This window comes from Methanopyrus kandleri AV19 (assembly GCF_000007185.1).
GTDB lineage: Archaea > JAADCQ01 > Methanopyri > Methanopyrales > Methanopyraceae > Methanopyrus > Methanopyrus kandleri.
Genome location: NC_003551.1, coordinates 180,137 through 200,075, shown reverse-complemented (window position 1 = coordinate 200,075; position 19,939 = coordinate 180,137). Strand labels below are relative to the sequence as shown.

The window sequence follows — 19,939 nt, the reverse complement described above, 5'->3', positions numbered from 1 at the left end:
CGCTAGATAGTCGGTTCGAGGCGTGCTGGTTTAATCCGGCCACCTCTCAGCGACACGATCTTGGGTGGACGGCCGGAAATCCCGACGAAGTCCCCTCGAATAACGACGGCGGCTTCGATCAAGTCCCCGGTGAAGTCGTCGGCGAACTCGAGGGCGCGCTGTACCGCGGCCTCCGGGTCGTCACCGGAAGTAAGGTTGCAGATGGCCGTGGCGGCAGCATCCGCGAGCGAAGCTCGCTCCGCGAATACCGTGACGGCGTCTGCCTTCCCGGCGCTGTAAGAGTGGCCGAACTTGCCGGAGCTGGTGCAGACTCCGAGCACTCCTTCGATCTCGAACCCAATTCTACCGGAGAGAGGATGGTCGTCCGAGACGTACAGGCCGACGACTACGGATCTCCTGGCCCTGACCTGTACATCGCCCCCGTTGTCTACGATCACCGTCGGCTCCGAGGCTCGGGCCGCTAACTCCGCGATGGCTCCCGCTACCGCCGCCATCGGACCCACTCCGAACGGTTCCGCAGCTCTTGACATCAGCTTCGCGACCTCGGGGGCGCCCTCAAGCGTTCTCACCGGTACTTTGGCCGTCACGAAAGCAGGATCCTTGGCGACGTACCGGTCGAGTTCGGAACGATGCAATTTCACGGCCTTTGCCGCCGATGATACGGACTCCTTCGAGTCCGCCCGTATGGTCACGTCGGTTTCCTCGATCACCACTCGCATGGAGTACAAAGGCCTCTCACCTCCGAGAACCGGGCGTTCGAGAGTTATTCTCACAAACGTACTGGCCGCGCCAAACCCAGTACGACGATCATTGTTGCGATTCTAGCCTGACTGTACCCGCGGTCGCGGAGGAGTCCTTTTTTACGGCGCACCGTTCGGGTCTTATCGTTCGAATGATGGCGTAACGGCATCGAGAACCGCCGAAATTAGGTGTGTCAAAGCACCTCGACCTCGGGCGAGAGGCGGACGGGATGGGTGGCGTCCGGTTCCGAGCGGATCGGGAAGTACCGCGCAACCTTATTCTTTCTCGAGTCTCGGAGCGTGAAGGGGCGCTCGTGAAGTTCGTCGTGATCACGGGTGGGGTAGTGTCCGGTATCGGGAAAGGTATCACCACGGCGTCTATCGGTAGGATCCTAAGGGCACGAGAGCTGGAAGTTACCGCGGTCAAGATCGACCCTTACATTAACGTGGACGCGGGCACCATGAACCCTTTTCAACATGGAGAGGTGTTCGTCACGGAGGACGGTGTTGAGACGGATCTGGACCTGGGCCATTATGAACGGTTCATGGACGTCACGCTATCCGGAGCCCACAATATCACGACTGGCAAGATCTACCAGCGGGTGATCGAAAAGGAGCGCCGTGGGGACTACTTGGGCGAGACCGTCCAGGTGATTCCCCACATAACCGACGAGATCAAGTCGTGGATCCGCGAGGTGGGCAAGGCCAGCGGTGCGGACGTCGTGCTGGTGGAGATAGGCGGTACCGTCGGCGACATTGAAGGGATGCCCTTCTACGAGGCGGTTCGGCAGTTGCAGCTGGAGGAAGGTCGAGAGAACGTGATGTTCGTCCACCTGACCTACGTCCCATACTTGGAACACGTCCACGAGCTGAAGACGAAGCCCACCCAACATAGCGTCAAGGAGCTCCGTAGTCTAGGTATCCAGCCGGACGCCATCGTGTGCAGGTGTGAACGTCCCCTCGACGACGGCGTCAAACGGAAGATCGCCCTGCATACGAACGTCCCGAGGGAGGCCGTAATCGACGCCCACGACGTCGATCTGGTGTACAAGGTGCCGTTGTTGCTCGAGCGTCAGGGCTTCGGCGATTACATCTGCGAGCGTCTGGGTCTCGACGCGGACGAGCCCGATTACTCCGACTGGCTGGATTTCGTTACCAGGATCGAGGAAGCCGACGACGAGATCAGGATCGCGGTCGTGGGTAAGTACGTGGACCTACCGGACGCCTACATCAGCATCCGGGAGGCCTTAGTCCACGCCGGGGCTCATGTCGGGGTTGGCGTGGACGTAGCGTGGGTGGACTCGGAGGCGCTCGAAGCCGGCGACTCCGAAGCGTGGGAGGAGGTGAAAGACGCCGACGGTGTACTAGTTCCAGGTGGCTTCGGCAAGAGAGGTGTCGAAGGTAAGATCGAGGCGGTTCGATACGCCCGGGAGAACGACGTTCCGTTCCTGGGTATCTGCTTGGGCTTCCAGCTCGTCGTGGTCGAGTACGCCCGCAGCGTTCTCGGGCTCGAGGACGCTCACAGCACGGAGTTCAATCCCGACACCGATCATCCCGTCGTGGACTTGCTCCCGGAACAGCGCGGAGTGAAGCGGAAAGGAGGCACGATGCGGTTAGGCGCCGAGCCCGTGGTGCTCGAGGAAGGATCGCTCCTCAGACGCCTCTACGACGACCGTGAGATCGTTTTGGAACGGCATCGACACCGTTACGAAGTGAACCCGTCGTACGTTCGCGAACTGGAGGACCATGGACTGAGGTTTTCGGGACACTCCCCCGACGGGCGCATGGAGGCCCTCGAACTGCCGGATCATCCTTACTTCGTTGGCACACAGTTCCATCCGGAGTTCAAGTCCCGTCCCGGTGACCCGTCGCCGCCGTTCGTAGGCCTCATCAAGGCTGCAGCAGGTCAAGGGCCCGATTGAACGCCTCTCGTGGATCACCGTCGGAGAAATGCAGCGCCGCCGCGTTGGGATGTCCACCGGCCTTGGAGCCTTCCAACCACCTCGCCATCTTCACCATCAACTCGTTCACCGGGAAGCCTTGGGACCTACCGCTCGCCTTGTAAAGACCGCACGGTTTTCTGGCGAGGTTGACCACCACGGAGCATCTGAGGTTCAATCGATCGACGAGGTCACGGGCGACCAACCCTTCGACGTCCACTTCGGTGTGGATCTCCGCGTAACCGACCCCTTCCACGATGTGCGCCGTGCGCTCCGCCTCACCCGACCATATGGCCCGGTGCTTCCTCACTCGCTTTCGGTACCGCTGTAGGTGAGATTCCGTCACATCGTACGGGGAATCAGCCGACATCAGCACCTTCAGCGCTTCTCTGGCCCCTACATCGTACTTCACCCGACGCGCCGCGTTCACGGTAGCCGCCGCGTCCTGCAGCGGGGTGAGGTTCCGGCCCCTACTCGGAACCAGATACCCCGGATCCGTCATCGAGGCTAGCGTCTCGTACACGGCCCCTCCCTCCATACCGTCCCCGGCCGCTCCTATCAGTGGGACCCACGGTCGATTCAGCCCTCCCGTGCGGTGTGCGAGCATGCCGACCAGAGCCGACGCCGATGTGTGAGTTGGGAGGGCTGGGATTTCGTACGGATTGACAGTCATCGGATAGTGGCTGTCCGTGGGATGGTGGTCGATGACCACGACCCTGTCTCTAGCCTCCGGGAAGGGAGGAGGTGTAAGATCCACGGTGACGACGACGTCGTAGTCTTCTAGCATGTCGCGGAGCGCGTCCTTAGGCACTCCGTAGAAGCCTCCCGAGGGGAACCACACGTCGTCCTCCGCTACCCCGAAAGCTTCACAGAGCGTGGCTGCGCCCGACACGCCATCCGCATCGGTATCAGCCATGATACCGATGGAATCGGCCGACGACAGCAACTTCAACACTTTACGGACTAACGGATACAGCTTCAAGCGTCCACCTCCTCGAGGAGCTTCCGAAGGAAGGTGGCGACTCCCTCACCGTTCTCGGCGTCGAGTACTACGTCCGCGATCCGTTTGACGTTCTCAGTGGCGTTCGCGGGTGCCACGCCCAGCCCCGCCGCTTTCAACAGTGGAGCATCGTTGTCCCCGTCTCCTATGGCCACCACGTCGTCCGGGTCGATACCGAGTCGCTCACAGATGACTAAGAGCCCCTTCCCTTTGTCCACCCGTTTGGACTTCAAATGATACGCGAAGCCCGTGTCCACTACCTCGATACGGCCGGAGTATCCGAGCCCATCCAACACGCGTTCGACTTCCTCGATGGGTACATCCCGATAGATAGCGACCTCGGTCCGGCGGAGCCCTGGTGGTTCGGTACGCCTCACACCGAGTCGCCGACGGAGCTCTCGGTACGCCTCCTGAATTAACTCGATGTCCTCTTCGGGCACCGTGCTGATCTCCTCGTCGTCCACGGCGACTATCCCTCCGTTCTCCGCAATCAATGGACCCTCGAAGCCGAGGAGGGTCGCCGCCGATCTGGAGTAACAGAGGGTGTTACCGGTGGCGATCCCAACCGGTATCCCGCGTTTCTGTAGTTCCCGCAGGTACCGGATGCACTTTAGGTGGACGGCTCTATCATCTCCCGTGATCGTGCCGTCGATATCCGTGATGACGAGGGACGTCACGGGGGTAGCCCCCGCATGCCGCGTCTTTGTTTCGTGCTAGCGGAGTCGGAGCTGGAGTTCATCCCGCCCAAGCTCAGGGGCCATCAACACGTGGTGAGGTGGGCGAAACGACGTGGGAAAAAGCCGGGAGAATGTCTCCTCATAGCGAGCAAGCATCACGTAGCCATGCGCGATAAACGGCTCCCGGAGCGTGACCGTCGGGGTCGCCCCGACATAGTTCACGTGACGCTGCTTCACGTACTGGACTCCCCCGCATCCCGGGAGAACGCCCTAGACGTGTACGTACACACCAGACATGACCGCGTCATATGGTTCCGTGGAGACGTCAGGCTACCGAGGGATCAGTATCGGTTCATTGGGCTCATGGAGCAGGTCCTCAAGGAGGGTCAGGCGCCTCCGGATTCCGATGAGCCGCTGATAGAGGTCCTGGATGTCAGCGTGTGGGACGTGCTGGAGGCCAACGAGGTCAACGTGTTACTTTCCGAACGAGGCGATCTGATCGAACCCGTCGGCTATATGGCCGGGCTCCTGGACGCCGGCGTGGAAAGGATAGGAGTCGTGGTGGGTGGCTTCCCGAAGGGGGACTTCTCGGAGGAGTTCTACGATCGTGCGGACGATGTCGTTCGAATATACGACGAACCCCTGGACGCGTGGACGGTGGCTGCACGAATCGTCACGGCCTTCGAGCTGGCCGCCGGCATCTTGGGTTAGCCCTTCACCTCGATACCTTCGATGAGCTCCCGTGGAATCTCTATTTCGTCACCCTCCTCGATTTCTCCCTCCGACATCATGCGGGCCAGCCAAGTGTTGAGGGCAGTGCAGATGTGGATGGGTTCGACTCCGAACTCCATCGCCTTCTCCGCGATCGCCTCGGCAGCCTCCTCCTTGTTCTTGATCTTCACGTTATAGGTCGCTTCCATGACGGAAAGGTGGGCCATGGCTTCGGACTTCGACACGGGATTCTCCCCCCTGCCACGATGGAACCGGCCGCTAATTAACATCGTGCGACCACGTTGACCGACAACCGCGAGGAGGGAGGTAGATGGAGGACCTGGTGTGCGTCGGTATCACCCACAAGGAGGCGGAAGTAGAGGAGCTGGAGAAGGCCAGGTTCGAGTCCGATGAGGCTGTGAGGGACATCGTCGAGTCCTTCGGACTCTCCGGCTGTGTCCTCCTTCAGACATGCAACCGCGTCGAGGTGTACGCCTCGGGGGCTAGGGATCGTGCCGAGGAGCTTGGGGATCTCATACACGACGATGCTTGGGTTAAACGAGGTTCGGAAGCTGTGAGGCACCTATTCCGTGTCGCTTGTGGGCTGGAGTCGATGATGGTGGGGGAGCAGGAAATCCTACGTCAGGTGAAAAAGGCGTACGACCGTGCCGCACGGTTGGGTACGTTGGATGAAGCCCTCAAGATAGTCTTCCGGAGGGCGATCAACCTGGGCAAACGGGCCCGGGAGGAGACTCGGATCAGTGAAGGTGCGGTGTCTATAGGATCCGCCGCTGTCGAGCTGGCGGAGCGGGAGCTGGGATCCCTCCACGATAAGACCGTTCTCGTAGTCGGCGCCGGTGAGATGGGAAAGACCGTGGCTAAGTCCCTAGTCGATAGGGGCGTCAGAGCAGTTCTCGTGGCGAACCGCACCTACGAGCGAGCCGTCGAGCTCGCGAGGGATCTGGGCGGAGAGGCGGTACGGTTCGACGAGCTCGTGGATCATCTCGCCCGGTCGGATGTCGTGGTTTCAGCGACGGCCGCCCCACATCCCGTGATCCATGTCGACGACGTTAGAGAAGCCTTGCGTAAGAGAGATCGTCGATCCCCGATCCTGATAATCGATATCGCTAATCCCAGAGACGTCGAAGAGGGAGTGGAGAACATCGAAGACGTCGAGGTACGCACTATCGATGATCTCCGAGTGATCGCGCGGGAGAACCTCGAGAGGCGGCGTAAAGAGATTCCCAAGGTGGAGAAGCTAATCGAAGAGGAACTCTCAACCGTGGAAGAAGAGCTTGAAAAGCTGAAGGAGCGACGCCTCGTGGCCGATGTCGCGAAGTCGCTGCATGAAATTAAGGATCGGGAGCTCGAGCGCGCACTGCGGAGGTTGAAGACGGGAGATCCGGAAAACGTCCTCCAAGACTTCGCGGAGGCTTACACCAAGCGGCTGATCAACGTCCTGACGTCCGCGATCATGGAGCTGCCGGACGAGTACCGTAGAGCGGCGTGCAGGGCCCTAAGACGGGCGAGTGAGCTTAACGGCTAGACTCTCCAGTTTCATCCTCGCCGCCGGATCCGGTGGTACGAGCTCCAACATATCGAACGGTAAGAACACCCGCTTGTCGGGAGTATCGGCGTTCTCCACGAGTACGAGTCTCAGCTGTGGGACCATGAGTAAACACTCACGAAACGTTCCCGCTCTGTGCACCACGTACTCTACATAACCTCCGTCTCTACCGAACCCTTTTCCGAATTTTATCTCAGCCCTTAGCTCGCGAAATTGCCATGATGGAATGAATACACATCCAAGTCCAAATTTTACCGAGCCAGACTCGCTTTCTAACCCTAAAAATTTCCTAATGGTGCTATCTTTAAACGATTCTTCGAAGAATTTCGGCAATTTCTCTCCCTTACGCACTTCAATAGGTAATAAGGATCCAACCAATATTTCCTCAAATCCTTCTTCCCTACCTGATAACTCATACGCCGTCTTGTAAAACTGTAATGCGTCCCGTACGTACTTCATTGCTTCTTTTCTTTTAATTCTTCCATAAAACTGTTTTACCATAATTACCATTATAACAGGAATGAAATATGTACGTAATTTGCCAGTTAAAGTCTTCTCACCTACGTCGAGTATATTCCTATACTCGACGGCTATTCTGTAAATAAGATTCAAAAGTTCCACAACGTTTCTCTCCTTAAAATTCACCCCAAATCGACTCCGAAAGAAGCTAGAATAAGCGCTTAGCATTTCTTCCCGGTCGAACTCCTTCAGCCGCGCCCATCCCTCCGACCACTTTATGAACGCCTCTTTGAACACGTCTACCACACCGAACGCCGTTTCACGGGACTCCTTCCTCCCGCGTATCAACTTGAAGCACTCCCCGTGGGGGAGAGACGGATTGTATCCGACCGTCCGCATGCGCAGGTATCGTAAGTCCGAGGCGATCCGTGATCTCGTCGCCGAAACGGAAGTGCGCCCGGACGATCTAATCTACCCGATCTTCGTACGTGAGGACGGGAAGACCCACGAAATTCCCTCAATGCCCGGTCAACGCTACCACTCCGTGGAAACTGCCGTCGAGACAGTTAGAGAACTCCTGGACCTGGGCCTACGGGCGTTCATACTCTTCGGGATCCCGAGAGAAAAGGACCCTGAAGGTCGAGTCGCCGCGGATCCCGAGGGTATAGTCCAAAGGACCGTGCGGGCGCTCAAGGAGGAGTACGGCGACGACATTGTCGTGGTCACGGACGTTTGTCTCTGCCAGTACACTACCCACGGTCATTGCGGCCTCGTCGACGAGGATACGGGTAAGGTGCTGAACGACCCCACCCTGGAGGTCTTGGCGGAGGTGGCTCTTTCCCACGCCGAAGCCGGGGCCGACATAGTCGCCCCCTCCGATATGATGGACGGTCGGGTGAAGGTGATTAGAGAGGCGCTTGAGAGCGAGGGTTTCGACGATGTCCTGATCATGTCTTATGCGGCCAAGTATCACAGCGCGTTCTACGGCCCGTTCCGGGACGCAGCGGACTCGGCACCGGAGTTCGGGGATCGGAGCACTTACCAGATGGATCCTCGGTGCTTCCGCCAGGCGATCCGCGAGCTGGAGCTAGACGCCGAGGAGGGAGCGGACATCTTAATGATTAAGCCGGCGATGCCCTACCTGGACGTGGTGCGCGAGGCTCGGCGGAGGTTCGACCACCCCATCGCGGCCTATCAGGTTAGCGGTGAATACGCGATGATCAAGGCGGCGGCCGAGGCGGGGTACGTGGATTACCGGACCGCTGTGCTGGAGTCCCTAACGTGCATCAAGAGAGCTGGGGCGGATTTGATACTCACGTACTTCGCTCCGGAGGTGGTGCGGTGGCTGAAATCGTAGTGCGGTTCGATCATCGCGTGATCGAGAAGATCCCGAGACGGCCCCACCCGGTCTTCGAGCTCATCGGTTTCATCTTCAGTGGTTGGGTTTTATTCCCCTCTTCTCTGATCCTAATGCTGTTCGACCGTCCGCTGGGTTTCCAGGTGCTCGAAGCGCTGGTCCTTTCCATGGTATCCAGCGAGATTTTGAAGGTGGTCGTCGGTAGACCCCGACCCCAGAGAGAAGGTAGAACTCCGTGGGGGTATTCTTTCCCCAGCACCCATACCGCCAGAGTGGCTTCGCTAATCCCGGTGTTCTGGAAGCTGTCCTCCAATTTGGGGATCGTGGTCGTCGTAGTGGCCATCATCGTGGCGATATCCAGAGTGCTTTCCCGGGCTCACTACCCGTCAGACGTGGTGGCGGGGTTCCTCCTCGGCTACGTAGTGGGGTGGTTCGTCATTTGGTGAACGAGCCGGAGCGTATCGCCGTCAGCTTAACCCTCGGAGCGCTTCTGGAGGTCTCAAGTTGGCCTAAGCCCGGAAACGTCCACAGAACCAGGGATTTCGACGACACCAGGTTCGAGCACTTCCTGGCCAGCGCCGTCGCCGCACAGCCGGTACTCCGAGAAGTGGCGGAGATGGCGACCAGGGGAGAGCGCGTCCCGCTCGGGCGCTACCTCTACGAGGCGGTTCGACACTCCATGTCGGCTCACACCGGTGGGAACACGAATCTTGGTATCCTGCTCCTCGACGTCCTGCTAGCTTCAGCTCTTGCCCGTGCTTCCTTGGATCCCAGCGACGTTCGGCGTGAGGCCCTGAAGTTGGCGAAGGAGACCGAGGAGCGGGATGCGTACTACTTGTACCGGGCTATCAGGTTGGCCGGTGCCGGCGGGATGCGCAGGATCCGGGGATCCAGGGCTCCGGACGTTTCACGTCCGGAGGACGTGCTGGAGAAGGGGATAACGATGTACGAGGCGCTGCAGGCGGCCGCGCACCGTGATGCGGTAGCCGAGGATTGGGTGCGCGGACTCGAGCGCAGTCTTCGAATCGGCCTCCGTGTGATAGAGCTGCGCGAGGAGTACGACATCAACGAGGCGGTGGTTCGAACGTTCCTAGAAGAGCTCGCCACGCGGCCGGATACGCTGATTTGGAGGAAGCACGGATTCAGGGTGGCTTTACGAGTTTCCGAGGCTGCACAGGAAATCCTGCGGATCGCTGGGGACAGACCGGTGACCGAAACCCGAGCCCTCTATGAGCTCGACCGTGAGTTACACGAGGATGGTATAAACCCAGGCTCGACGGCCGATCTGTTGGCGGCGGGGGTAGGGTACGCTTGCTATCTGGGGATGAGACCCTGACGGTGTACCTCGCCAGGGTACTCTCCTGTCCCGAGCTGTTCCGTGTAAGTACTCCGGAGGAGGCACGGCGGATCGCCGAGAAGATCTTGAGCGGGGAGATCGAACCTCCCCTGGAGTTCTTCGGACTGCGCCGGGATGCCGTCAATGAAGTTCTCGCGGTGACCGACGGGCCGGCGGGTGAAAACGTAGCACCTGTGGGGCTGCGCGTGCGCGGGGATTCCATCGTCGTGAACCTGTACCCGGGCTCTCGTACCTACGAGAACTTCGTTCGAACCGAAGAGCTCACCGCGTGTATAGTACCTGATCCCATCCGCTTCTTGAAAGCGCTGTCGAAGGAGTTGGCTATCGAGACCGTCGGGGACGGGACCAAGGTCGCGGAGGGGACCAGGGCTTACCTTGAGCTGGAAGCTAAGGAGATCCACGAAGGGAAACCGCTGACGGCGGAGTTGCAGGTTGTAGGGTGGGGGCTCCTCCACCCCCGTCCCCGAGCTCTAGTCCGGGGTGAGTCCGCCTTACTGGAAGCGCTCGTGGAGTTGACTCGAATCCACTTAGATGAGGACCACGTGGACGCCTGCAAAAGGGCTCTGGAAGTCGTCAAGAGGACGATTTGGAGTGAGGAGTACCAGTGGGCCGTCGAGAAAGTCGAACGAGAGCTACGGGGGAAAGAGGATGGGCCGGATCATCAGGATACCAGTCCACGGATTCGTCGAGCTACAGGGGGCTGAGGAGCGCGTACTGGACTCACCCGAAGTCCAACGGTTGAGGAGAGTCCGGCAGTTGGGTCTCGCGGAGCTGGTATACCCTGGCGCCACCCACACGAGGCTCGAACATAGCTTGGGCGTGAAGTACCTGTGTGACCGCGTGATGGAGATTCACTGGGAAGAGCTCAAGCGTAACGTGCCGGACGTCGGTAAGTTCTCGAGATCCTACATCGAGGAGGTGCTAGGGCTGGCCGGTCTGTTGCATGATGTGGGGCATCCGCCCTTTTCGCATGTCCCGGAACCGCTGTTGGAGGAGGAGCTCGGGGTCGATCACGAGGACATCGGTCGTGCCGTAGCTAAGGTCGTGCTGGAGAGGGCCGACGCCATGGACGTCGAGGTTACCTTGGAAGTGGCGTTCGGACCCGGCGATGGATGGACTGGCGTACTCCACTCCGTGATCGCCGGGAACCTCGGTGTAGACCGCCTGGACTACCTCATGCGTGATTCCCTTCACGCCAGCGTGGAGTACGGCCGCATCGAACTCGACAGGCTCCTGCACACCCTGGAGTTGGGTGATCCCGTGGTCGTACATGAGAAGGGGTTGGAAGCGGCGGAGTCCGTGCTGATATCCCGCTACCACATGTACAGGGCGGTGTATTTCCACAAGACATGCCGTGCCGGCGACGCGATGTTACTCTGGGCGATGCACGTTGCCGCCGAGGACGGCGACCTGGACCTCCGTATATTCGACCCGGATCGGCTGAGTCGAAGCGAAGACGCACTATCCGCGTTTCAAAGCATGGACGACTCCGCCCTACTACGCGCGTTGGAGGAGAACCCCGAGAGCCGTGAATTCGTGGAGGTCCTGAAGAACCGGCGCTTGTACAAGTGTGTGGCCGAGTACCAGGCGGCCGTGGAACCGAGACATGGTGAGCTCTTCAAGGTAGCCGTGGAGACCTCCGAGGAACACCTGGGAGAATCCTTCGGAGTGCTGTTGGATTCCTCGAAGGTGGTTCCTTACGATCCCTCTTCCGACGAGGTGATCGTGAGGACGCGTAATGGTGATGTCCCGCTATCCGAGGTTTCCGACATCGTGGCGACGCTGAAGGAGCGCACGCTCTCCGAGATACCCACCGTTAGGGTGTACGTGCGTCCGGAGACGAGAGACGACGAGTCCCGCGTTCGGAGAATCGTGGAACACGTGAAGTCGGCGCTACCTCCAGCCTAGGATAACGTTATGGGGGTTATAACGAACGACCGCGGCCGCCGCGGGGAATTGAACCCCGCGCCCCACTCGGGGCGCGCCGGATCTGAAGTCCGGCCCGGGGACCACCCCGGTGGCGGCGGCCTTTCGGTACCGGGCTTCAGGATGTTCCCCTCGGTACCGAGTTTAAGGATTTCGCCGGGAGTAGGGCCGGGGAGACGCGTGAATCCCGTGATGGAGATCGTAAAGCACTACGAGGATCACCCCATCATGAAAAAGCTGAAGGTACGGCGTGATCCTTTCCGGGCCCTCATTCAAGCCATCATATCTCAACGGACCAGGGACGACGTGACGGACAGAGTGGCGGAAAGGTTCCTGCGGAAATTCAAGACTCCGAAAGACGTCGCAGAAGTGAATCTGAAGGATCTCGTCGAGACGCTCCGCGACGCCGGGCTCTACCGTCAGAAGGCCAAAATGATCAAGGAGTGCTGTGAACGTATTCTCGCGGACGGATTGGATCTCGAGGAGATCGTTCAGAAGCCTACGGAAGAAGCGCGACGGGAGTTAATGCGTCTGCCAGGGGTCGGTCCGAAGACAGCCGACGTGGTGTTGCTGTTCGCGGGTGGTCATGACGTCTGTCCGGTCGATACCCACGTAGCTCGGGTTTCGAGGAGGCTCGGTCTGACCGACTCGAAGGAGTACTTCGAGGTCCAGGAGGCTGTACACGAGATGGTTCCCGAGGGCGAACGCGGTAAAGCGCACCTCGCACTCATACAATTCGGACGCGAGATATGCCGTCCTCGAAAACCCCAGTGCGAGTTGTGCTTCGTCCGTCGTTTCTGCCCGTACGGAGGGGAACAGGCTTGACTGTCAGGGAAGTGTATGAGGAACTGCGCGAGGTAGTCCTGGAGAAGCTCGGTAAAGGCGAGGATCCCCTCCCTCAGATTCTCGGGCAGAGAGAGGTCAAGATCCAGGTTCTCTCCGCGCTCATCGCCGGACGGCACGTGCTCATCGAGGGTCCGCCCGGCATCGGCAAGACGACCCTCGCTCGCGCCGTCGCGGACCTCCTACCTCCCGCTGAGGTTGTGAAGGGGTGTCCCTTCCACTGTCATCCGAAGGAGCCGGTATGTCCCTTGTGCCGAGCTCGCGACGAGGACGAGCTCGAGACGGAGACCATTCCAGGGTGTGAGCGGTTCGTACGGATTCAGGGGAGTCCTGACCTCACTCCGGAGGATCTGCTCGGAGACATAGATCCCATCGCGGCCCTCGAGTACGGACCGACCGACCCTCGGGCTTTCACTCCAGGGAAGCTGCTCCGAGGCAACCGTGGCGTAGTGTTCTTCGACGAGATCAACCGATGTCCCGAGAAGCTCCAGAACGCGCTGCTCCAAGTCTTAGAGGAGCAGCGTGCTACGATCGCGGGTTACGAAGTTGACTACCCCGCCAACTTCGTCATGATCGCCACCATGAACCCACACGAATACGCGGGAACCGAGGAACTCTCCGAGGTTCTCCTAGATCGCTTTGATACCGTGAAGATGACGTATCCCAAATCCAAGGAGACCGAGAAACGCATCGTCGTCGAACGGGGAGAAGACTTCGGAGTGAAGGTCCCGGAGTACGTCCTCGAGTTCATAGTCGACCTGGTTCGAGCCACTCGAGACCACGACGACATCGAGAGGCCCGCCAGCGTCCGCGCCACCATCGGTTTATACGAGCGGGCGCAAACTCATGCGGCGTTGCAAGGGAGATCGAAGGTCGAGCTGCAGGACGTCATCGAGGTCGCTCCTTCGGTCCTCCGCAAGCGCATCAAGTTGAGTCCGAGGGTCCAACACGTTAAATCGGAGGAGGACGTCATCAAAGAGATCATCCAGGAGGTGCTCGAGGGATACGGGAAGACCGAAGTGCCGGACACGGACGGGATCCCGGGAAAGTCGAAACCCGATGAGGGGGCGTCGACTGGCGCCCCTGAGGGACGTCGGAGAAGTCGCCGGTGGAGGCCGAGGCGTACTCAGGAACATCCGGACGGGGCGAGGCTTGGAAGCGAAAAGCGAAGTCGGTCGGATTCTCGTACGGTTTCGAGGAGTGAGAGTCAAAAGACCTCAGCCACCGATTCAGCCGCGGATGGTGAGGTTCTGGATGATGAGTACCACAGGAGGTTGCGATTCCGAGCCCTCACGAAGGAGGACCAGCGCAAATACGTCGAAGGGGAGCCGGAGTACGTCTTCGCGGCCCGCGTCCTCCGCCAACTGCTCAACCGGGGTATAGAGTACATCCGACCCGATCAGCTGGCGGAGTCCCTGGTTACCAGTGCGGCATACGTCAAGGGGAAATATGGTCGGAGGTTCATCGAGGAAATTACGGGGTGGTCCTACGACGAAATCGCCTCACAGCAGCACGATTACTCGCTCATAGACGAGCTAGAGGAGGAAATCCAGAGGAGACTGGAGATCCTTCAAAAACTAGGGTTCGTGCGCCCATCTTACCAAGGAGGCGTGAGCCTGACACTAAAAGGTAGAGAACTCGCGGCGTTTTCCGCGCTGATCGAGGAGCTCGAAGCCTTCGAAGGCACCGAGTTTGGACATCATGCGGCTAAACGTCTGAGTGAGCGAGGCACTGGGAGTAGGAGCTACTCCCGAGAGTACCGTCGTGGAGATCCCTACGCGAATCTCGACGTACGTGGATCACTCCGGACCGCCGTTCGCCGCGGACGTCGCGAGATCCTTCCCGAAGATCTGCGCTCGTTCGACAGGGAGGAGGAGGTATGTCTCGATATCGTGTACGTCATAGACACCTCCGGTAGCATGTCGGGAGACCGCATCGACGCTGCTAAGCGCGCCGCGATAGCTCTCGCTCACTTCAGCGTGAAGGCGGGGGACCGAGTAGGTATCGTAGGGTTCAACACTAAGGCGGAGATCGTTGTGGACATCACGTCGGATGTGGAGGAGATCATCACCAAGGTGATGTCGCTGAAGCCCGGTGGTGCCACGGACATCGGCGATGCGATCCGCGTAGGCACTGAGCTTTTCAGACGCTGTGGAAGACCAGATCGGGATTGGCACATGATCCTACTGACGGACGGGGTACCCACCAAAGGGGAGCCCGATCCGGAGACGAAGGCACTATCCGAAGCTACCGCAGCGAGCCGAATGGGAGTGACGATCTCTACGATCGGGATTAAACTGCCCGAGGAAGGTATTCGGTTGATCGAACACATCGCCGGAATCTCAGGCGGCCGCTCGCACCACATTACCGACCCGGAAGAGCTCACGCTGGTGACCCTCAACGAGTACCGCAGGGCCAAGGGGATGGGGCCTTGAAACTCACGATCCTGGCCTCCCCTTTAGCCGATCGAGATGTACTGCGACGAGCCGAACGGCTCGCTGATAGGTTCAACCTCGAACCCAGGATCGTTACCGACCCCGAGGACGTCCCCGACTCACCTACCGTGGCGCTGGTAGCCACCGGCGGTACGGAGGACACGATAGAGGCGCTCCTCGAGCGGTCCTCGGCGGTGCTCCTCCTCCACTGGCACTCCTACAACTCCCTAGCGGCCGCACTCGAGGTCGGCGTATCGACGCTTCACGTCGGCCGTGCGGAGGAGGCAATACGTGCCTTCAAGCGTCTCGTGGGAACCCGTATCCTGGTCGTTGGAGGGAAATGTAGCTGGATCAGAGGTCCCGACCCCTCCGACCTCCCGTACCTCCAGACGGTCGAGGTAGACCTCGAGGACGTGAAATCGGTCGATCCGGACGGATCCTTCGAGGAGAAGCTCCGTGCCCACGGTATCGATCCGTCGGAGTTGAACCGTAACTTCCTGGACTTGGCCGGTAAATTGCATGCCGTGCTCTCACAATACGGAGCCAACGCGATCACGGGGGACTGCTTCTCCCTCTACGAGGAGTTCGGTGCGGGTTCCCTGTCTGTACTTCTCCGCGCTGGACGTGCCTTACTGTTGCGAGGGCGATCCCGCCGCCCTGGTCACGACCCTGCTAACGCCCGCGCGTATCCGTCCCTTCATCGGAAACGTGATCGAGCTGGATCGCTACGGGACGCGTCTCGCCCACTGTGCCTGCCCGTTGGAGTTGCTTAGAGAACTCGAAATAGTAGATCACATGGAAACCGGCGCACCACACGCCGTGAAAGGTGTCCTACCGACCGGTGAGTGCGTGTTGGCTCGGTACCCGTACGCCGTCGGAGCTTCCGTTGTAGAGACCCGATGGCGCGACGACCAGTGTCGCGTTCAAGCTAGATTGTTAGTGGAGGAGGAGTTCGAGCCGCGGGGGAACCACCATTGCGTGGCCCTCGGTGTGGGCCCTGAACTAGTCAAGGAAATCTTCGAGGCCGTGCACTTGAATCCGTCCCCGTCATCCGAGTGATCCACGCATTCGGCCCATCTCGAGGAGGAGATCCCTCACGAACGGGTTGACTTCCTCTACACCACCCTCCGAGACCACGTACCTGAGGTACGGTTCCAACGTGTGTACCAGGTTCTGGTACTCGAAGTCGGATGGGGGTTCCAGGTCGAGGTACTCGACGCAGTACTCCAGGTCGGTGTTGACCATCGCTACTCCGGACGACGGTAGGACGGATCCGGCCGTTTCGAGGAAGGTGTACTCCACTGCGAACTGCAGATCCTCGCGTAGCATGGGGTACAATCGTGAGATCACAGCGTCCAACGCATCTTCACCTAGCCGCTCCTCGATCTCCGCGAGTCCCCTTCCGGTTCCGATGAGCTCCGGTGGCATCCCGACGGTGTAGCAGGCTCCCGTGAATTTGATCGCGCGTGGCAGCTCGGGCAGCTTCTCGACCCTCATTCGGCGCAGTTCGCGGTATAACTCACGACCCACATCTCCAAGGTCCTTACACTGTGCTCCGACACGGTCAGGTTCGGGAATGTCCCGCGCGTACCCTACGGGCCCCTTACGTGCCAATCGGTCCCTTGTATTGGGGATCATGTCGGCGACGATGTTCAGCGTACCTATGCAACGGAAGAACACGCTGAGGTAGTGCTTCATGAAGATCGCGGTGGCTAAGACGAGGTACTCGATGTCGTCCCCGGAAAGTTGGAGTGGGTCGTTCGCGGCGAGCTCGTTAATGCGGCGGATGGACGCAACGGCCTTTTCCCGGTCGTGATCGTACCGGAATCCGGATTGTACGGTGTACGTGGCGGTGCCCGCGTACTCCTCTACGAACTCTTCTTCCATTCCCGGCCTAATATGGCCGCGGAACGGCAGGCACCCGCCTCCTAAGATAGGCGCCATCGGGACACCTAGTTCGTCCGACAGCTCATACACTTCGAAAATGGCCAGCTTGCAGGCGAGGACCGCCGGAAGATGCCCGTAGGATAGCGCGGGGTCGGAGCGTCCGATGAACACCCTGAGGTAGCTGACGTCCATCCCGATTTCACGCATCCCTTCCACGTAGCCCGTTAGAATGTTGCGAATGTCTAGGAGTTCGGGAACTTCCTCGATAAGTGGGATGATCCGGAGGTTTCCCGCCTTAAGTGGTACGTCTAGCTCACGGGACGCGAACCTGCGCGCGTATGAGATCCTGTCCACTGTTTCCACGAGCTCTTCGGGCGAGGACGTCATGGGATGTACTACCTCGAAGATCCCGCGGGCGTCTGGGTCCTCCTTAAGCAACTCCGAGTTGGCTTCCATTACACCCAGCAGGGCCTGGACTTGGCGTAGTACGTTCTCCTTCGTCGCACTAGGTACCCTGACGATCACGAAACGTTCCTCTCCCACCCGAACGCCGGCGTCGTACAGTTCCATGAGGACCTGAATGGGCTGCAGGTACGGCGTCAGCTTGCCCTCGAAATCCACCATGTATTCCTCCGCGCCGAGCTCGACCAGACACTCCACGGCCTCCTCAGGCTCCTCCTGCACCCTCACGAACTTCGTCGCGTCAGGATGCTGGGTGGCCAGCGTCCGTGCAATTCGAGCTTCTCGGACTTTCTCCACCTCCCTGATCACCTCGTTCAACTCGAGACACCCGCCGACTATCCGCCTCGAATACTCAAAATGTTACCTCTAGGGACTTCCGGACGTCCCGGGCGTGTTTTTCGCTCCAACCCGTACAGTCGAGCTCTTCCAACATCTCCTCGACGACGTCTTCGTCGTGAAGATCACCTCCCCAGACCGGTCCTACCCCGTCGACGTAGTCTAGCATATCCAAAGTTTCGTTCGCTCTGGACCGGCCCCTACGGCACTCCAATCCCACCCGAATCCTAACCCCGGGCTCGACGAGGCAGTACATCGGCTCGATCCCGATGTCAACTGAAGCCGCTAAGCGCGCTAAGGCTCCTACCACAGCCCGGACCTCTAGATCCGTGTCCCGCCGAGGGAGCGGTCCCTCGAGGAGATATTTGCGGCGGGCCGCCGGGGTATACAGCGATTCGAGGTCTGTGGCGGTGACGTGCACGTAACCGTCGCGTACGCACCGAAACGCGGCTTGGGCGAACGGTATCGGGGTCCCGAACACGTCCAAGTCGACGGCATCGAAGTCGAAGGTAGAAAGTGCGGCGACGGCATCCATACACCTAACCTCCGATGGTAGTCCGAGTCTCCGGACGTTGATCATTGCGATTTGACACGCAATGGGGTTCACATCGGATAGTACGGACCACTCCACCTCGGCTTCAATATGAAGGCGGATGGCCCTGGCGCCGACACCACAGAACACGTCTCCGAACCTCCTCACAGGACGTACTCGGTGGAACAGGACGAGTACGGACCTGTTCACGGCGGCGTTCGGTGCGAACGCTACCGGTGCATCACGGGTGGGAAGGCCATCCTGAGAGTAACGTTCCGGGTCCGGCACGTAAAACTCCGATCCCCCTTCCTTATAAAGGACGAACTCAGCGCCTGCGACCCTCTTCACCCCTCCGTCGGTCCTCACCCTCATCATCCCCGCTAGGCTCCACGAGGCAGTGGCAAGGGTACGACCATGACAGTTCTCCGGGTACCACTCCTAACCACTCGTCGGCGAACGCCAGCTCCCATGGTTCTAACCACTCGACGATCTCTGCGTAGGGTCTGCTTATCCCTTTCACCACTTTACGCCCCGAGAGCTCGCCGAACCTGTCCCGGAGCCGTCGACGGTAGAGACGTAGCTCGGGACGTCCCTTCGAGACCTCATCGCATACGAACACGCTACGCTTTACGGCCGGACACCATCGTTCCAGTTCTCCTCCACGTCGCGCTAACTCCACCATCCCTGCCCAAGCACGCGGATGTGCTCGGCATACCGATTCGGCCAACTCCCATAGCTCTCCCGACACTATAGCCTGCCTCGTGGTCTCTATCACCCTGCGCAACTCGTAGAGGTTATGCGTAGCCAACACTCGGGTACGTTCTCGCGGCTCCATCTCGCGGACGTCGTCCGGATCGTGTCGTGTACACGCTGGGCAGGAACACGGGAAGGTCTCCAGCTCCTCTAACTTCAGAGTACCTAGGATGGACATGTACCGGTCCGATCTGGCGTAGATAGCGTAAGATGCGGAGTCGAACAGATCGCACCCCATCGCGACGGCGAGTGGAATCGCCAGCGGATGCCCGCAACCGAAGAGGTGTACAGGGCGATGTGGAGGCAGCGAGGACTTCGCGGCTAGGACCACTCGTACCACGTCTACGAACCGGTACTCCTCCAGCAGCGGTACGACGCCTCCCACGGGATACACCGCCGCCGGCAGCTCCGCCAGTTTCTCTGCGCACAGTCTCCGAAGGTCCTCGTACGTGGACCCTTGGACGGTGAGAGCTAACGGAGGGTGTTCGTCGAGCTCCACCGCTTCGCGAGCCCTTTTCAGTGTGGTCTCGAGGTCACGTTCGACCCTGGACCTCGGAGCGTCGGGTGGCGTCGGCACGTCGAGGATAGTGCCCACATCTGACCCGATCTTCGCTTGGAACCGCACGATCTCTTCGTTGGATACTTCGACATCGCCGTACTCCGCCAGCTGGAACGAGCCGGAATCCGTCATCACGAACCCGTCGAACCCAAGGAGCCCATGGACGCCTTCCTCGAGCGCCTGCTCGCGTAGGTGCTCGTGCTTCCGGATAATGTAGGCGTTCGTGATCACCCCGTCGAAACCTAGCTTGGAGATCTCCCGTGGATCCAAGGTGGGTTTGTTGGGGTTAACCACGGGCAACAGGGCGGGCGTCTTCAGTCTCCTGCCATTGACCTCGAGACGCCCGAGCCTGCCCGCCACGTCCCGATCCTTAACTTCGAATGCAACGTTCAAACATA

Annotated in this window: 20 protein-coding genes and 1 tRNA gene; 12 read left to right on the top strand and 9 right to left on the bottom strand. The window is 59.7% G+C overall.

Features of this window, described 5'->3' with window-relative positions; genetic code table 11:
- Positions 1-2 precede the first annotated feature (2 nt).
- On the bottom strand, positions 3-719 hold the full coding sequence (locus MK_RS01095; protein WP_226988691.1) for a UPF0280 family protein: 717 nt from the start codon (positions 717-719) through the stop codon (positions 3-5).
- Between the two features lie 335 nt (positions 720-1,054).
- Between MK_RS01095 and pyrG the strand changes: the two genes are divergently transcribed.
- The gene (gene pyrG, locus MK_RS01090; RefSeq protein WP_011018577.1) at positions 1,055-2,662 is read left to right on the top strand and encodes a glutamine hydrolyzing CTP synthase; all 1,608 of its coding nucleotides are present in this window, start codon (positions 1,055-1,057) and stop codon (positions 2,660-2,662) included.
- On the opposite strand, the gene MK_RS01085 is transcribed toward pyrG, so the two are convergent.
- On the bottom strand, positions 2,631-3,662 hold the full coding sequence (locus tag MK_RS01085; RefSeq protein ID WP_011018576.1) for a single-stranded-DNA-specific exonuclease RecJ: 1,032 nt from the start codon (positions 3,660-3,662) through the stop codon (positions 2,631-2,633). The genes pyrG and MK_RS01085 overlap by 32 nt on opposite strands.
- Positions 3,659-4,357 (bottom strand): phosphoglycolate phosphatase, encoded by a 699-nt coding sequence (locus MK_RS01080; RefSeq protein WP_011018575.1) that lies wholly within the window; start codon positions 4,355-4,357, stop codon positions 3,659-3,661. The genes MK_RS01085 and MK_RS01080 overlap by 4 nt, the downstream gene beginning before the upstream one ends.
- Before the next feature lie 15 nt (positions 4,358-4,372).
- On the opposite strand from MK_RS01080, the gene MK_RS01075 reads away from it, so the two are divergent.
- Entirely contained in the window at positions 4,373-5,068 is a 696-nt protein-coding gene (locus tag MK_RS01075) for a ribosome biogenesis protein (protein ID WP_011018574.1), read from the top strand.
- Here the strand turns inward: MK_RS01075 and MK_RS01070 are convergent.
- Entirely contained in the window at positions 5,065-5,313 is a 249-nt protein-coding gene (locus tag MK_RS01070) for a hypothetical protein (protein ID WP_011018573.1), read from the bottom strand. The two genes, MK_RS01075 and MK_RS01070, sit on opposite strands and share 4 nt — an antisense overlap.
- Positions 5,314-5,399: 86 nt before the next feature.
- On the opposite strand from MK_RS01070, the gene hemA reads away from it, so the two are divergent.
- The gene (hemA, locus tag MK_RS01065; RefSeq protein WP_011018572.1) at positions 5,400-6,614 is read left to right on the top strand and encodes a glutamyl-tRNA reductase; all 1,215 of its coding nucleotides are present in this window, start codon (positions 5,400-5,402) and stop codon (positions 6,612-6,614) included.
- Here hemA and MK_RS01060 read toward each other — a convergent pair.
- Positions 6,585-7,442, bottom strand: coding sequence for a hypothetical protein (locus MK_RS01060; RefSeq protein ID WP_148679414.1), 858 nt, complete (start codon positions 7,440-7,442; stop codon positions 6,585-6,587). The genes hemA and MK_RS01060 overlap by 30 nt on opposite strands.
- Before the next feature lie 49 nt (positions 7,443-7,491).
- Between MK_RS01060 and hemB the strand changes: the two genes are divergently transcribed.
- Genes hemB through MK_RS01035 form a run of 5 tightly spaced genes read left to right on the top strand, consistent with a single transcriptional unit; the run spans position 7,492 to position 11,716 of the window.
- A complete protein-coding gene (hemB, locus tag MK_RS01055) occupies positions 7,492-8,451 on the top strand; it encodes a porphobilinogen synthase (RefSeq protein WP_148679898.1) in 960 nt (319 codons plus the stop codon).
- On the top strand, positions 8,436-8,897 hold the full coding sequence (locus tag MK_RS01050; RefSeq protein WP_011018569.1) for a phosphatase PAP2 family protein: 462 nt from the start codon (positions 8,436-8,438) through the stop codon (positions 8,895-8,897). Before hemB ends, MK_RS01050 begins: the two co-directional genes overlap by 16 nt.
- Complete coding sequence (locus MK_RS01045; RefSeq protein ID WP_226988690.1) at positions 8,894-9,787, top strand: triphosphoribosyl-dephospho-CoA synthase; 894 nt, start codon at positions 8,894-8,896, stop codon at positions 9,785-9,787. Before MK_RS01050 ends, MK_RS01045 begins: the two co-directional genes overlap by 4 nt.
- Positions 9,763-10,512 (top strand): DUF447 domain-containing protein, encoded by a 750-nt coding sequence (locus MK_RS01040; RefSeq protein WP_011018567.1) that lies wholly within the window; start codon positions 9,763-9,765, stop codon positions 10,510-10,512. Before MK_RS01045 ends, MK_RS01040 begins: the two co-directional genes overlap by 25 nt.
- Positions 10,457-11,716 carry an HD domain-containing protein gene (locus MK_RS01035; RefSeq protein WP_011018566.1) on the top strand — a complete coding sequence of 420 codons (1,260 nt, stop codon included), beginning with the start codon at positions 10,457-10,459 and terminating at the stop codon, positions 11,714-11,716. The genes MK_RS01040 and MK_RS01035 overlap by 56 nt, the downstream gene beginning before the upstream one ends.
- A 32-nt stretch (positions 11,717-11,748) precedes the next feature.
- On the opposite strand, the gene MK_RS01030 is transcribed toward MK_RS01035, so the two are convergent.
- Positions 11,749-11,837 (bottom strand) — tRNA-Sec (locus MK_RS01030).
- A 77-nt stretch (positions 11,838-11,914) separates the two neighbouring features.
- Between MK_RS01030 and nth the strand changes: the two genes are divergently transcribed.
- Genes nth through MK_RS01010 form a run of 4 tightly spaced genes read left to right on the top strand, consistent with a single transcriptional unit; the run spans position 11,915 to position 16,071 of the window.
- Complete coding sequence (nth, locus tag MK_RS01025; protein ID WP_158295866.1) at positions 11,915-12,559, top strand: endonuclease III domain-containing protein; 645 nt, start codon at positions 11,915-11,917, stop codon at positions 12,557-12,559.
- Positions 12,556-15,012 (top strand): AAA family ATPase, encoded by a 2,457-nt coding sequence (locus MK_RS01020; protein ID WP_011018564.1) that lies wholly within the window; start codon positions 12,556-12,558, stop codon positions 15,010-15,012. The genes nth and MK_RS01020 overlap by 4 nt, the downstream gene beginning before the upstream one ends.
- Positions 15,009-15,785, top strand: coding sequence for a hypothetical protein (locus MK_RS01015; protein ID WP_011018563.1), 777 nt, complete (start codon positions 15,009-15,011; stop codon positions 15,783-15,785). Before MK_RS01020 ends, MK_RS01015 begins: the two co-directional genes overlap by 4 nt.
- Positions 15,772-16,071, top strand: a complete 300-nt coding sequence (locus MK_RS01010; protein WP_158295865.1) for a hypothetical protein — start codon at positions 15,772-15,774, stop codon at positions 16,069-16,071. The genes MK_RS01015 and MK_RS01010 overlap by 14 nt, the downstream gene beginning before the upstream one ends.
- Here the strand turns inward: MK_RS01010 and ppcA are convergent.
- Genes ppcA through tgtA form a run of 3 tightly spaced genes read right to left on the bottom strand, consistent with a single transcriptional unit; the run spans position 16,060 to position 19,934 of the window.
- Positions 16,060-17,670, bottom strand: a complete 1,611-nt coding sequence (gene ppcA / locus MK_RS01005; RefSeq protein WP_226988689.1) for a phosphoenolpyruvate carboxylase — start codon at positions 17,668-17,670, stop codon at positions 16,060-16,062. The two genes, MK_RS01010 and ppcA, sit on opposite strands and share 12 nt — an antisense overlap.
- Before the next feature lie 43 nt (positions 17,671-17,713).
- Positions 17,714-18,595 (bottom strand): N2,N2-dimethylguanosine tRNA methyltransferase, encoded by an 882-nt coding sequence (locus tag MK_RS01000; RefSeq protein WP_011018561.1) that lies wholly within the window; start codon positions 18,593-18,595, stop codon positions 17,714-17,716.
- A complete protein-coding gene (gene tgtA, locus MK_RS00995; RefSeq protein WP_011018560.1) occupies positions 18,555-19,934 on the bottom strand; it encodes a tRNA guanosine(15) transglycosylase TgtA in 1,380 nt (459 codons plus the stop codon). Before tgtA ends, MK_RS01000 begins: the two co-directional genes overlap by 41 nt.
- Positions 19,935-19,939: the final 5 nt, after the last annotated feature.